We start from the raw sequence: 15,985 nt of genomic DNA, 5'->3' as shown, positions 1-15,985 counted from the left end.
GGGCCGTGCCCCCGTGCCGGCCCGAAGGCCTGAAGGTGGAGGGGTAGGCACGGGGGCACTACCCCTACAAAATCCCCACCGGGGTAGGCACGGGGGCACTACCCCTACAAATCCCCGCCGGGGTAGGCATAATAACCCGGTTTCTTTTGCCAGATTCGTAACGATTGAACTATTAATTAACTGTTCTCTAAAAATCATGCTGCAAGACTTCAGAGGCCAAAATCTTCAAGGACGATCGTTCAAAAATCAAAACCTCATCAATACAGATTTTTCCGGTGCAGATATTCGAGGTGCAGATTTTACAAGAGCAAATCTTGCGGGTGCTAACTTCAACAAAGCCACCGCAGGATTAGCACCTCGTCGAGTATTGGTAATAGTAATAATTGCAGCAGCCTTGTCAGGGATTGGGGGGGCTGCGTCTACATTTGCTCCGGAGATTATAGACTCTTCTCTGATACCTCAATATAACCGGGAATCCATTTTTATTCCAAATGCGATCGTCCTGTTTTTAGTAATGGCATATTTGTCAGTTGCGATCGTTCGTCAAGACATCCAAAAAGCTTTGGGATATTTCACTGTTACTGCTGTTGTATCGGTAGCTTTAATTAGTGTTTTAGGCGGCATATCAAGTGACAAACACCCGATATTATCTTGGATGAGAAATTTTAGACTTGGTTGGGTAATTGCGGCTTTTAATGGTGAAATTAACAATTCTATCCCATCTTTAATTGTGAATTTAATTACGATCGCGTTTGGAAGCATGACTGTAGTAATAGCTTTGTCTTTAGCTATTGCTTTAGCTGCGGTAGTGGGAGAAAAAAAATTGGCACGTTTAGTTATATTTGAGGCAGTAGCTGCAGGCGGGATTGCTACATTTTTTACTATTATAAATGCAACTAGATATTTAAAAGTGAAGCTTTTAATTAAAGCAGGAATGGTTGACAATATAAACAATCAATGCAGTGATTTTTTCAATCGGTGTGCCGAACCTTTTGCAGATCCGCCTTTAGTTATTGCCATCATCGCTGCGGCTGTCATTTTAGCTTTAGCCTGGGTTGGATTGGGAATTTATGTCGCTAGCAGAGTGTTAGCAGAAGACGATAAATACGCCTTAATTCGCCAATTAGCAGTTGTTATTGCAGGAGTCGGCGGCACCAGTTTTCGCCGTGCCAATTTAACTAACGCCAATTTCAGTCACGCTACCCTGAAAAACACCGATTTCACGCAAAGCAATATCACCCGCACCCTGTGGCACAAAAGCTTGATGCTTGACTGGGCAATACCGGGCGAAACCATCTTAAACAACCCAGCAGTTCGAGACTTATTAGTCAGCAGAAACGGTAGAGAAAAATCCTACGAACAAGCCAATCTTAGGGGAGCAAATTTAAGCGATGCCGACCTTTTTGGTATCAATCTCAGAAATGCCGATCTCACCGACGCTACCTTCCAAGCTGCTAATTTAGAACAAGCAAATTTAACTCAAGTTCAAGCGATTAGTGCCGATTTTAGTAACGCTCAAATGACAGGAGTTTGCGGTTTGGGAAGCTGGAATATTGACAGTACCACAAACTTAGAATGGGCAGACAGTCGGTGGATTTACTTGTTAGAAGATGCCAAACCTGAAACGGACGATCGAGAACGCCGCCCCCACAACGGAGAATTTGCACCGGGTGAATTTACTAATTTTTTTCAAGAAGTAACAAATACAGTTGACTTAATATTTCGTCGAGGCCTCGATGCCACAGCTTTCAATGAATCTTTCAGACAGGTGCAAGTGCAAAATGAAGGCACCCCATTGCAAATTCAAGCAATAGAAAATAAAGGCGATGGCGTAGTTGTCGTCAAAGTTAGCGTTCCCGCAACTGCCGATAAAGCTAGAATTCATCAGGATTTCAAGCAAGCTTATGATGAAAAATTAGCAGCTTTAGATGCCAGATATCAAGCAGATTTAAACAGTCAATCCCTGCAAATCGAACGCATCAAACAGGAACAAATTAACAACCTAGCACTCATCCAACAACTAACGGCTAAAAAACCCGATCGACTTGTTGTTATCACTATAGAAAAAGCCCCGGAAGATCGATATTTAACAGTTAGAGTTAATATTTGGTCGGATGACGGATATTATTTACCTATCAACTTTAAGAAACAGTTGCCGCCACCCAAAGAAATTTTAGCTCTTTACCGCCAGTGGCAAACACAGTATAAATCTAGAGTTACTTCTCAAACAAACAGGGGATATTCCCATGCTAAACAAGATATTGATACTTCTCCCAGCATGGCAGAAGTGCACAGTCATACCAATTTAAAAAAAGAATGCAGCAATACTCTTGTCCCCCCCCTTAGCAAGGGGGGGTTAGGGGGGGTAAAAGAGTATTGCCCCCTCGCAAATAAATCGCATCACACCAGATTCAAGCTTAATGCAATACAGTGGCAAAGCTTAGTAAATTATACTCGCAAATACTACAAACTAATACCCGCTTTTTTTACCTATCGTCCGCTGTCTTCCGAAACCGATACCCCAAATTTTTACCGAATTAAAATTAACAAAAATCAAACTACAAATTTTTCTGTAAAAGACTTAAAAACCTCAGCCGAACAGTTAGAGAGTAGCTTAAATACTTGGCTGAAATCCGCATCATTTCACGAGATCGAGCTTATACTGCGTCAGAATTTCGATCCGAAAGACGAAGTGCGAATCGCGATCCAAACAGAAGATGACTTTTTGTGGAGATTGCCGTGGAATTGCTGGAATTTTTTGGCAGATTATCAGAAAGCTGAAATTGCTTTTAGCGGGCCGAATAATGACAGAATTGTCAAAAATCGCGATCGCACTCAGTTGAGAATTTTAGCTATTTTTGGGGACAGTACGGGGCTCGATCTGAATGCAGATAAGGAAACTTTGAAAAGTTTACCAGCTCAGGTGGACTTTTTGGAACAGCCAAGTAGGGAAGAGTTCGATCGCTATCTTGGAGATGCACGAGGTTGGGACATTCTTTGTTTTTCGGGGCACAGCTACAGCGAAGCTGATAGCAGCAAGGGTTTTATTCATATCAATTCGCAAGAACAACTGACAATTGAAGAGTTAAAAGAGGTTTTTTCGGGGGCGATATCCCGCAATTTGCAACTAGCAATATTCAACTCTTGCGACGGTTTGGGACTTGCGAGACAGCTAGCTGATTTGTATTTACCTCAAATGATCGTGATGCGCGAACCCGTGCCAGATCGCGCCGCCCAAGAGTTTTTAAAATCCTTTTTGAGGTATTATGCTAGTGGTAATTCTTTATACGTGTCGTTGCGGCAAGCACGAAATCATTTGCAAAATATTGAAGGCTGTCCCTATGCGAGTTGGCTGCCTGCGATATGGCAGAATTTAGCAGAAATTCCCCAAAATTGGGAAAGACTTTCAGATTCTACTAATTGAGTTGTATGGTGATTTTAGTTGCCTGAAAACAGGGGGATGTTGGTTGTGGTTAATTATCTAGCAGATTCCAGGTTTATGAAGTACAGTATTCCCCTTAGTAAGGGGGGGTTGGGGGGCGTAAAAAATGTTGGGAAGCGTCGCTCTCTCCCGGGAAATTGCCCGCGCGATATTTCTGCCAGCGGGTTCACTTTAATTGAGTTGCTGGTTGTCATTTTTATTATTGGGATTTTATCTGCGATCGCTCTCCCTACCTTCTTCAGGTTAATCAACAAAGCTAAAGAAAGTGAAGCCACACAATATATTAGCTATTTGAACAAACACCAAACCGCGCAATATTACGAAACAACGGGATTTACCAACTCTTTCGGATCGCTTTCATTTTCCCAAGATCCAACGGCAACTTCTGCTGCTGCTATTTTGAAAGGTTTTGGCTTTTCTGTGCAAGAAAGCAAGAATTATTTGTATGGTATCAAAGTTGCGACTCACAATGGCTATCCAATTGCAGCTCAAGTAGCTGTGTCTAAAAATTTAGGTGTGCGATCTTATTTTGGAATTATCTACGCCTACGAAAATAATATCGTAGTTCCGTGCGGCCCGGTTGCTGTTGATTTGAGTTTGGCTTCCCCGGTGCTTAAACAAGTACAGATGGTGACACAATTTCTAGCCACTCCTGAGATTTATTGTCCTTATCCTAGTTTCATAAAATAGTGCTACATTTAGTAAATGTAGTTTTTGTTACCTAGTACCCAAATATAACTGGAGTTTAGACTAAGTCGTAGGGTTCGTCAGTCGGGGTTTTTTCGATTATCATCAAGTAGATGCAATAGAGCTCTTGCAAAAATACAAAGCACCCCACCCCAACCCTCCCCTTGGTAAGGGGAGGGGGTAAGATTATTCTTGTTTCCCCCCCCGGGAGGGGGGACTTGCGGGGGGTAAATTTGACTTTTGCAAGAGTTCTAATCTGAGGCACCCTACTTAAATCAATCAAACATGAAAAATCTCGAACAATTAAGCGAAATTGCCCAGGCCGCCGCTTGGGGTGCCACAGATATTTTACAATCCTATTATCGCCCTGATGCCAATACTCCCAACCTGGACATTCAAGAACAAAAAGACGGCCCAGTTACCGCCGCTGATGTCGCTGTCAATTCTTATATTCTCGATGAATTGCAGTCGGTTTTAGGGAATGCAGAATTTGGCTACCTCAGCGAAGAAACTTACAAATCTTATTTAGAAAGTTGTGGCAAAGTTCCTTTACCTCAATCTTGGGTTTGGATTATTGACTCTTTGGATGGAACGCGCGATTTTATTGACAAGACTGGTGAATTTGCCGTTCATATTGCTTTAGCTTTTGAGGGAAAACCGATATTAGCGGTTGTGGCTTGGCCAGAAAAGCAAAAGATTTATTATGGCATCCGCGATGCTGGTGCTTTTGGGGAAAGTCGCGGGGGTTCTGCGGTGAAGTTGCAGGTTTCTGCGCGCAATATAGTGGCAGATTTATCTATAGTAACCAGTCGCAGTCATAGGGACGATCGCCTAAATCGACTATTGCACAAATTTCCCTGCCAAAATCAACTGGCTGTGGGTAGCATCGGCTGCAAGATTGCGACGATTGTGGAACAAAAAGCTGATGTTTATATTGCCCTTTCCGGGAAGTCGGCGCCGAAAGATTGGGATTTGGCGGCGCCGGAATTGATTTTGACGGAAGCGGGCGGGCGATTTACTCGTTTTGATGGTTCTGCTTTGGAGTATAACCGGGGAGATGTCAGTCAGTGGGGGGGGTTGTTGGCGAGTAACGGTTGCTGTCACGATGCTTTGTGCAGGGATGCTGAGGGGATTTTGGCGGAGATTGATTCGGGTTTGCGGTAATCAGGTTGGTTGGTAGTGAGGAATGCGAGTTCTGGGAATGGATGCGGACTGAAGTCCTCACTACGAACCTGTTTTTTTTATTGCACCTAACATTATAAGCTGAATTATGTATTAATTGTCATGTTTGAGTTCTCAGTACAATGCACTTACATTTTAAAAATGTTTGTGGTATATGCTGCTTGCATTCATCGCAGTAATTGTACTTAAGTATTTTTTGCTCTTTATCGGTACTTTAATTAACAAGCTCTTTTTAAAGAAAACTTTATATAGCTCTGCCAAAAAAACTGTTATTGTAGCTACAACAGATCAGAAATAACCGAATTTTTACGCAGAACTGCTGTGTCTGTGTAAATCAAAATTGATATATAGTTTCGGACGCCAGTCACGAAATTGGGGAGTTATTGTCTTTTTTTTACCCCATTGAGGTGTATTATGTCGAATTTAAATGCTCCAGTTTCAGTAAAGTCGATCGCCTTTATCGACAGTCAAGTAGCAGATTATCAAAGTTTGGTGGCTGGGGTAACACCGGGTACGGAAGTTGTGGTGTTAGATGGGAACGGGGATGCGATCGCACAAATTACTCAAATCTTAGCTCTTCGTACCAATATAGACAGCATTCACATCGTTTCTCACGGTGCTCCGGGTAGCTTGCAAGTGGGAAATGGCTGTTTGAGTGCAGATAATTTGTCAGCTTATTCTCAGCAATTGCAGCAGTGGCGGAGTGCTTTTACAAGCAGTGCGGAGATTTTAATTTATGGTTGTAATGTGGCATCGGGGCCTCGGGCTTACCCGAAAGTCCGACAGGGAATTAATTCCCTGTCTCATAGCGAAAGTCGGTTGAAACCGACTGGGGAAAACCTTAATAAACGATTTAATCAACAGTCCCTGAGCGAGGACTTTCGCGCTCTAACGGGGGTGTCAACCCCCGGCGTATCGCAGGAATATGCGATAGATAGTGAACGGGCGAGTGATAATAAAATCGATCGCGAACTTGACGGTTTCGCCTTCATCAAACGAATTGCCCAACTTACAAATACCAATGTTGCTGCATCCCAAAACCTCACGGGAAGTGTAGCAAAAGGTGGAGACTGGGAACTGGAAACACAAACAGGAGAAATTCAAACACCCCTGGTATTTCGGGAAGATGCGATCGCAAATTACAATCATGTCCTATCCAGTTTTGGTAATGCGACTAATTTTCCAATGGGATCAGATGCCTTCGTTCCTTCAGTAGACTACAACGGCGACGGTATCTTCGACTTAGTAATAGGCGGCGGAGTTTTCTTAGCCGATGGAAATGGTAGCTTTAAACAGCCCATCAGCTTTAGCGGAGGCCCGTCAAGACTTGGCAACTTTAACGCCGACACAATATTAGACTTAGCAACAGCAAATCCAGTCTTTTCTGGCACTGTCTCAATTAGGCAGGGAAACGGTACTGGTGGCTTTGGTGCGCCCATAAACTCAAATGTAGGGAACACTCCCCTATCTATTGCTATTGGTAACTTTAATGCCGACACCTTCCCCGATTTAGCTGTGGTAAATGGCAACCCTCAAGGTGGTGGTAGTGTCTCAATTTTGTTGGGGAATGGCACTGGTAGCTTTGGCCCTGCCACCAGCTTTGGTGTCGGAGCAATTCCCGCTTCAGTTGCTGTGGGAAACTTTAATGCTGATAACTTTCCCGACTTAGCAGTGGGGAACAGTCTTTCTAATAATGTCTCAATTCTCTTAGGAAATGGCACTGGCGGTTTTAGTGCAGCCACTAACTTTAGTACGGGGCAAAATCCCAATTCCGTTATTGTGGCGGACTTTAACGTAGATGGCAAATTCGACATAGCAACAGCCAACAACGGTTCTAACAACGTCTCAATTCTCTTAGGGAATGGTACTGGAGGTTTTAGTACCGCCACTAATTTCCCAGCCGGAACAAAGTCCAATTCCGTCACAGCGGCAGATTTAAACGGCGACGGCAAACTCGATTTAGCCGTATCGAACTCTGGCGCTACTAACCTATCAATTTTACTGGGAAATGGCGCTGGAGGATTTAGTTCGCCGATCGACTTTGAAGTGACGGGGACAAGTCTTGGGAGGGTAACAGTAAACGATTTTAACAACGATTCCCTACCCGACTTGGCAGTAATAACAAATGGAGGTTCTAGCAATGTTTCAATCCTACTAAACACACCAAACACAGTCAATTTTGGGGCGGCAGCCTACAGCGGTACAGAAGGCACAACAGACACAGTAGTTAATATCCCCGTCACCCTCAGCGGTGGCACTCCCTTGAATGATGTAGTCGTACCAATTGCAATTAACCCCAGCAGCACAGCAACAGAAAATTCAGACTACACTATTGCCCCGACATCGATTACATTCCCCGCAGGGGCAACAGGTGCGGCACTCACCAAAAATGTGGCAGTTACTATCAAACCCGACAACATCGCTGAAAACGCGGAAACCGCAATTCTCAACTTTGGCACAATTACCGGAGGCCTTGCAGGTGCAACCAAACAAACCACACTAACTATTGCAGCTAACGGTACTGTTTCCTATGCGGTTGCTGCGGGTATTGCGAGCATTCCCGAAGGCGATAGCGGCACAAAACCTCTGACTTTTACTGTGACTCGCAGCGGTAACACTGGCGGGCCAAGTAGCGTCAATTATGCGATCGCCGGAACTGCTACCAACGTCAGCGATTACAACAATATCGGTGGCACTTCTGGGGCAACGAGTATCGCAGGCACGATTAATTTTACAGCAGGTGAAACATCGAAAACTATTACTCTGAATGTATTAGGCGACACCATCGTTGAAGCCGACGAAACAATTACCGTCACCCTCTCAAATCCCGCAAGCCCGGGCGTAACACCGACAATTACCACTGCTACCGCCACCACAACGATTACTAATGACGATAAAGTTGGTGTTACTGTCAACCCAATTACCGGATTAACGACAACAGAAGCAGGCGGCAAAGCTACTTTCACAGTCAAACTCAATTCTCAACCGAGTGCTAACGTTACTTTTGGTTTTAGTAGTTCCAATGTTGCCGAAGGAACTGTTTCTCCGGCGAGCATAACTTTCACGAATGCTGACTACAATCAACCGAAAACAGTCACAGTGACTGGCGTTGACGATTTAGTGGCTGATGGAAATGTAGTTTACAAAGTGATTGCGGCGCCTGCTATCAGCACTGATACTAATTACAATAACCTCAAGCCTGATGATGTCACCGTCACCAACAGTGACAATGAAACTCCGGGAATTACGGTGAATCCGACGGCGGGATTGACTACGGGCGAAGATGGCAGTAAGGCTAACTTTGCTGTGGTTCTGAATACTCAACCAACTGCTAATGTGACTATTGGTTTGAACAGTTCTAATATTTCTGAAGGAACTGTTTCGACTAATAGTTTAACTTTCACTCCCGCTAACTGGAATATAACGCAATCGGTAACAGTAACTGGGGTTGATGACAATATTGCTGATGGCGATATTGAATACAAAGTTATCACGGCGGCTGCTGTTAGTGCAGATCCGAATTATAACAACCGAAAGGGTTCGGAAGTTAGCATTACTAATAAGGACAATGATACGGCTGGTGTTTCTATTAGTGTTGCTGAAACTAAAGCTACAGAAGGCGGTGCAAACGGTACGTACAATGTGGTGCTGAAATCGCAGCCGATCGCCCCTGTAACTCTCACTCTCACAACAGGTAGTCAGATTGAGCCGATCGCCCCTATCACTTTTACTCCCAACACTTGGAATATCGCTCAACCAGTGACTGCGATCGCTGTTGATGATGCCGTTGTGGAAGGTGCACACAGCGGGAATATCACTCACAATGTTACCAGTGCCGATGTTAAGTATAACGGGATTGCTGTTGCTGGGGTGGTTGTGGCGATCGCTGATAACGATGTAGCACCGACGCCAACACCTACACCAGAGCCAACACCAACACCGACACCGACTCCAACTCCAACTCCAACTCCGACGCCGACTCCGACTCCAACACCGACTCCGACGCCAACTCCAACTCCGACTCCGACTCCGACGCCAACTCCAACTCCGACGCCAACTCCGACGCCGACTCCGACGCCAACTCCGACGCCGACTCCGACGCCAACTCCGACTACAACGCCGACTCCGACTCCGACTACGACGCCGACTCCGACGCCAACTCCGACTACGACGCCGACTCCGACTCCAACACCGACGCCAACTCCGACTACGACTCCGACTACGACGCCAACTCCGACTACGACGCCAACTCCGACTACGACGCCAACTCCGACTACGACGCCGACTCCGACTCCAACACCGACTCCGACTCCTGGCATCACTGTCAGCCCCACCAGCGGATTAACCACCACAACACTAGGCGGTGAATCAACTTTTAGCGTCAAACTAAATACTCAACCGCGTGATGGGGTTAGCATTGGCTTGACGGCTAACCCGAACCTAGGAACACTTTCCACCCAGAGGCTGACTTTCTCTCCCGATAACTGGAATCAACCTCAAACTGTCATCGTAAGAGGTACACCCGGCCCAATAGAAAACCAATACAGCAACATACCTTACGGTATCTTCACCGAACCCGCCCAAAGTAGAGATTCTAGTTACTCAGGCCTCGATGCAGCAGATGTCAGCCTTACCAATCTCTCAATCATTCGGCTTGGTTTACGCCCGCAAATTGTGGCTTATCCCACCAGCGGGCTAACTACAACCGAGGCAGGAGGCACTGCTAATTTCAGCGTTTTTCTCACAATTCAACCGCGATCGACTGTTACAATTCCCATTAGCGTTGACAACCCAGCCGAGGGCAAAATCTCTCGATCGGAAGTGACATTTACTCCCGACAATTGGAACACAGCCCAAACCGTCACCGTTACCGGAGTAGACGATACCATCAAAGACGGCGATCGCACTTATACAATCAAATTCGATCCTGCGGCAACCGATGATTTGAACTACAAGTTTCTCTCTCCCAACAACCTAACCGCAACCAACACTGACAATGAAACTCCAGCCCCGCTGTTTGTGAAATTCCCCACAGAATTATCCCAGGGACTCGGGCAAGCCAACGGAATTTGGGGAGACTACAACAACGATGGCAAACTTGATGTTTTAGCATCAGGAAATCGTCCGAAGGTGACGGGACAGATACGCACCGACGGTACTTGGCTGTATCGCAACGCAGACAGTACCCTGACTTGGGATCGCACTTTTCCCATTACTTTAACTTCATATTCTGGTTGGGGAGATGCTGACAATGATGGTCGCCTAGAGTTCGCCGCCAACAATTTGAACAATCCACGCGGACGGGGCAGCGGCAGCAATTCTATGCCCTCCTACGCAATCTCAGTCTACAAAAATACCGGCACATCTTGGACGAACTACGCTCTCGGCCTCAATGAAGATTTTGGTTCTCCTCGCCCGTCAGGTTCTATTAGTTGGGGAGATTACAACAACGATGGCAAACTAGATATCCTGGATGCGAACATCCGAAAAATTGCTTTCAATCCTCAATCTGGGGCATCTCAACTTGGCAGCCTGCTGTACCGCAATACTGGCACCGGCCACGTACCAGATATCAATACCAGCAATAATTTGCCCGCTGTCTCCAATGGTGCTGCTGCTTGGGGAGACTACGACAAAGATGGCAAACAGGATATTTTGCTAATTGGCAGTAGCAGTACCGGCAAAATAGCTAAGGTATTTCACAATACCGGCAGCGGCTTTATTGAAGCTTTTTCCTTGCCCGGTGTTTCTGACGGTTCGGCTGCATGGGGAGACTACAACAATGATGGCAAATTGGATATCTTGCTAGCAGGTAACACCGATACCGGCTTGATAACCAAGGTATTTCGCAATACTGGCAGCGGATTTAGCGACGATACGACTGCTGCATTGCCCGGTGGCAGTTTGGCAGCTTGGGGAGACTACGACAATGACGGTAAATTCGATGTCTTGGTTGATGGCAAAGTGTACCGCAACACTGGCAACGGCTTTACCGAAGAAACAAATGCCGGACTCAATGACACCGGTGCGGCAGCTTGGGGAGACTCTAACAATGACGGCAAACTTGACATTTTGCTCGGCAAACAAGTGTACCGCAGCAATACAGCTAATGCGAACACTCCACCGACTGCACCCACAGGGCTATCCGTTTTACCTTCCGGGCGAAAAGCTACGTTTAAATGGAACAAAGCAACCGACACTCAAACTCCTGCTGATGGTTTGACTTACAACCTGCGAGTTGGCACGACACCGGGGGGTCAAGATATTCTTTCCCCGATGTCTCTTGCGAATGGAACTCGGCAAGTTGTAGGGCTAGGAAATGTCAGTCAAAACACCCAGTGGCAACTCAAAGACTTGTCTCCAGATAAGACATATTACTGGAGCGTACAGGCAATTGATACTGCTTGGGTGGGTTCGCCGTTTGCTGAAGGAGGCAGTTTTACGATTAGCGATACTCCCGGAATTACTGTCACACCTACCAATGGATTAGCTACTACGCTAACAGGCGGCAAAGCTAAATTTAGCATCGAACTTAACAGCCCGCCAACGGCTAATGTTGCGATCGATTTGAGCGCAAATCCAGGGGAAGGAAGTCTCTCGACTTCCACAGTTACCTTTACCCCACAAAACTGGAACATACCTCAAGAAGTAACGGTAACGGGAGGGGGCAACAATCCGACACTAATAGCACATCGACCTTACACGATCGTTACTGCTCCTGCCGTCAGCACCGACCCAAAATATTCCGGTCTCAATGCTGCTGATGTTAGCATCACAAATCTATTTCGCTATCTTGGAAGCAAAAGCCCAGCTATTTTAGTCGAGCCGAAAAATGGTTTGACAACAACAGAAGCAGGTGGCCAGGCTACATTTAGTGTTTTACTCACAACTCAGCCTAGAGCGAATGTAGTAATACCTGTCAGAAGCGACAATCCTGCTGAAGGAACTGTTTCGACATCAAGCTTGCTGTTCACTTCCGATAATTGGAATATCGCTCAAACTGTTACTGTTACCGGAGTTAACGATAGCCGAATTGATGGCGATACTCCTTACAAAATTATCCTCGATCCGGCTGTTAGCAATTATGTTCGCACTCCGGGTGACAATTTCGTTAGTTATTCAGGTATCGATCCTGAAGATGTCAGCGTCACAAACTTGGAACGCAATTACACTTTCAGCAAGATTGTTACAGAAATATCGAGTTATTTCAGCGGCAAAACAATTAGCGATTGGGGAGACTATAACGGTGATGGCAAACTCGATTTTATCGCTGCTGGTGTACCGCAAATTCTAGGCGGCTTCGGTGGCAATACTGGCAGCGATGGTGCCACGGGTTCTTGGCCTTACCTCAATACTGGTAGCACTTTTACCGCTGAAAGCAGTATTCGGAGATTGACTTTAGGTGCTACCGCAGCTTGGGGAGATTACAACAATGATGGCAAACTGAATTTTGCTTTGCAGACAGTTCCATTCGGCAGATTTCCAGTACCTAGTTCAGTCCAAATCTACGGTGGCGGCACCCAAAATCCATTCACAGGTTTAAATACAAGTCCCCAAGGTAGTTCCCAATCCTGGGGAGACTACAACAACGATGGCAAACTCGACCTCCTGAATGCTACCGAACAGAGTTTCCGTAATCCGAATAATACAGGGTTGTCTCTCACGAATGCCAGCGTCATCTATCGCAATAGCAACGGTACTTTGACTCCCGATTTCAATATTCAACTTCCGGGCGTTAAGAACGGTATGGCTGCTTGGGGAGATTACGACAAAGATGGCAAACAGGATATTTTGTTAATTGGTACTAGCAGTACCGGCAAAATAGCTAAGGTATTTCGCAATACCGGCAGCGGCTTTATCGAAGCTTTTTCCTGGCCCGGTGTTTCTGAGGGTTCGGCTGCTTGGGGAGATTACAACAATGATGGCAGGTTGGATATCTTGCTGGCCGGTAGCACCGATGCGGGCTTAATAACCAAGATATTTCGCAATACTGGTAATGGCTTTAGCGAAGATACGAATGCGGTATTTCCTGGAAGCAAGTTTGCAGATTGGGGAGACTATGATAATGATGGCAAATTAGATATTTTGCTGGCAGCTACTAACCGGGGAAATCGAGTTTTCCGCAATACGGGCAGCGGCTTTGCTGAAGATACGAATGTTTTGCCCGGTAATGTCGGTAGCAATGTCGCAAATTGGGGAGATTACGATGCCGACGGCAAGTTGGATATGTTGCTCGATCGCGATATTTACCGCAACAATAGTCCTAACGCGAATACTCCTCCTACTGTGCCGACAGGATTGCGATCGCAAGTTAGTAGCCGACAAGTTTCTTTCAATTGGAATCCAGCAACCGACGCTCAAACTCCTGCTGAGGGTTTAAACTACAATTTGCGAGTCGGTACGACGCCGGGAGGCAGTGAGATTTTTGCCCCGATGTCTTTAAACAACGGCACCCGAGAAGTTGTCGGGTTGGGCAATGCCAGTCAAAACACTAATTGGCAGTTAAAAGATTTGCAACTGGGAACATATTATTGGAGCGTGCAAGCGATTGATACTGCTTGGGCGGGTTCGCCGTTTGCTACCGAAGGCAGCTTTACGATCCGCGATACTCCGACATCTATACGTGTTAGAGGCAATTTTAAGAGTAGGAGCAATAATTCTATTATCAACGGTACCAATGGTAACGATGTTATCAACGCTACTAATGGTAATGATTGGTTTGGCCTAAATAACGATATTATCAACGGCTTGGATGGCAACGATTGGCTTGCGGGCTTAAATGGGGATGACACTCTTTTCGGCGGCAAGGGAGATGATTCGTTGTATGGAGGCCGGGGTGCTGACAGTTTGAACGGCGGTAACGGCAACGATATTCTGCTGGGAGACATGGGAGATGATTTGCTTGACGGTGGATTGGGGAATGACACTTTAACCGGAGGCAATGGATTGGACAAATTCTTGTTAGCTGCGAATTCTGGGATTGATACTATTACCGATTTTGAGGATGGTAAAGATTTGCTGATTCTCGGTAACGGGCTGACTTTCTCGCAATTGGCAATTACTCAAAGTAATCGAATAACTCAGATTAGCTTAATCTCAACCGGACAAGTTTTTGCTTCTTTAATTGGAGTGTCTTCCACTCAGATTGGTGTCGCAGATTTCAGTTTGCTATAGTTATCGAGGGTGCATCTGGTTTTTGAAGAGGGCGAAGCATGACCGCATATAAGTTATTAGTGATAATCTCATACTTACTCCGGTCATGCTTCGCCCCTACAGATATATTTGCTTGTGCACATATCCACCTGTTGTCGATACTATTAAACCTACTTTTTGGAGCATCTCATTTTCGCGAAAAGCATTTTTTTTTACAGTGCGATCTGTCGTGAGTTCGCAATACAAATGCCAAACTGAGATGCACCCCCTATTTTTTCGATATTTGCAACTCCGATATGGTCTATCATGGTAAAATCAAACCTGACAGTGCCTTGCGAAATTGACTTAAAAACAGGCGCGATCGCAGGTACGCAGAACCAGTTTATTACTCTTGTGCAACCTCCGAGTGATGCCAACGGCGACAGTTGGTTAGAAACGTTAGTAAAGATAGACTTTAAAGGTTTCACCACTGTTAAATTTATCGTTGACTATGGTGAAACATCATCAGGATGGACGGTAAATATTGGTGATTCGGCATCGAATGACGGCTATGGAGGGGATGGTGGGACTCAAAGCAACGATGCTGAGATGCAGATTGCCAATGGGAATATGGCTGTTTTTGGTAACGACTACAATACACCTCCGGGCGCTCAAATTATCCAGGGAAATGTTCCTAAGTTGGTAAGTAAGGGTTCCCGTATCGATTTAGAAATTAGCAACCAAAAGCTGGCATGGAACAACCACAAAGGACTGCAAAATAGCTTGAACTCGCCGTACTTGTATGCTACTGCCAGTCAAGCTGATGCGACGGGCTCAGTCAACTCCAGCATCTATGCTAGCTTTAACAGGGTGATTAGCGGGCGATCGGATCGTTTGGGTTCGGGAGTGAGGAAGGTAACTATTCTTCTCGATCCGATCGACTATTCTATTACTCCTAAGGCTGTGGCAATGGCAGAAGGCAATGCTGGCACTACTCCTGTTACTTTTACCATCACTCGCAAAGGCGCTACATCCTGGGCAAGTTCTGTAGATTATGCGATCGGCGGTAGTGCGACCAACAGCAGCAATTACAATAATCTTGGGGCAACTGATCGCGCAACAGAGCTCGCAGGTACGATCGACTTTGCAGCGGGTGAAGTATCCAAAAGCCTGACTCTTTATGTGGTGGGCGATACACAGTTTGAACCTAATGAAACGATCGCGGTTGCACTGTCAAATCCTGTGGCACCTTTTAGCTCTTATATTACCACTGCGATCGCCACAACTACGATTGACAATGATGACAGCTTAGTAGCTAATGTTAATGTTTATTACGCGATCGCCGCCGTAGGATTAGCAGTCGTGATTCTAAGTATAGCCAAATTGCGTTCCATGACCTGACAGAGATTGGTACGTTGTTGGGCTTTAGCCCTCTTCATATATACGCTTAAAGGAGGCTAAAGCCCAACTACGTACCTTGATTAATATGATAGTTTGGTCTGATTCGCAAATTTTTGTGGTACAGTAATTTTGGATTCATTT

General features: G+C 45.7%; 5 protein-coding genes. All 5 read left to right on the top strand.

All coding sequences use genetic code 11. The features are described 5' to 3' along the window. Nucleotides 1-196 precede the first annotated feature (196 nt). The 5 genes from QZW82_RS20325 (at nucleotide 197) to QZW82_RS20305 (ending at nucleotide 15,844) form a co-directional block, all read left to right on the top strand. Nucleotides 197-3,424 (top strand): pentapeptide repeat-containing protein, encoded by a 3,228-nt coding sequence (locus QZW82_RS20325; RefSeq protein ID WP_293151866.1) that lies wholly within the window; start codon nucleotides 197-199, stop codon nucleotides 3,422-3,424. 45 nt (nucleotides 3,425-3,469) lie between these two features. Next, nucleotides 3,470-4,132 carry a type IV pilin-like G/H family protein gene (locus QZW82_RS20320; RefSeq protein ID WP_293151863.1) on the top strand — a complete coding sequence of 221 codons (663 nt, stop codon included), beginning with the start codon at nucleotides 3,470-3,472 and terminating at the stop codon, nucleotides 4,130-4,132. Nucleotides 4,133-4,414: 282 nt separating this feature from the next. Further along, nucleotides 4,415-5,293: an inositol monophosphatase family protein gene (locus tag QZW82_RS20315; protein WP_293151860.1), complete on the top strand. Its 879-nt coding sequence runs from the start codon at nucleotides 4,415-4,417 to the stop codon at nucleotides 5,291-5,293. A 432-nt stretch (nucleotides 5,294-5,725) separates the two neighbouring features. Next, nucleotides 5,726-14,485 carry an FG-GAP-like repeat-containing protein gene (locus QZW82_RS20310; RefSeq protein WP_293151857.1) on the top strand — a complete coding sequence of 2,920 codons (8,760 nt, stop codon included), beginning with the start codon at nucleotides 5,726-5,728 and terminating at the stop codon, nucleotides 14,483-14,485. 285 nt (nucleotides 14,486-14,770) lie between these two features. Next, nucleotides 14,771-15,844 carry a hypothetical protein gene (locus tag QZW82_RS20305; protein ID WP_293151854.1) on the top strand — a complete coding sequence of 358 codons (1,074 nt, stop codon included), beginning with the start codon at nucleotides 14,771-14,773 and terminating at the stop codon, nucleotides 15,842-15,844. The last annotated feature ends 141 nt before the right edge of the window (nucleotides 15,845-15,985 follow it).

The organism is Microcoleus sp. bin48.metabat.b7b8b9.023, assembly GCF_013299185.1.
Taxonomy (GTDB): Bacteria; Cyanobacteriota; Cyanobacteriia; order Cyanobacteriales; family Microcoleaceae; genus Microcoleus.
This window is presented reverse-complemented; position numbering and strand designations above follow the sequence as displayed.

Excerpts from the sequence above, each read along its gene's own strand:
- QZW82_RS20325 (WP_293151866.1), top strand. The coding sequence starts at position 197 with ATGCTGCAAGACTTCAGAGGCCAAAATCTTCAAGGACGATCGTTCAAA.
- QZW82_RS20315 (WP_293151860.1), top strand. The coding sequence starts at position 4,415 with ATGAAAAATCTCGAACAATTAAGCGAAATTGCCCAGGCCGCCGCTTGG.
- QZW82_RS20310 (WP_293151857.1), top strand. The coding sequence starts at position 5,726 with ATGTCGAATTTAAATGCTCCAGTTTCAGTAAAGTCGATCGCCTTTATC.
- QZW82_RS20305 (WP_293151854.1), top strand. The coding sequence starts at position 14,771 with ATGGTAAAATCAAACCTGACAGTGCCTTGCGAAATTGACTTAAAAACA.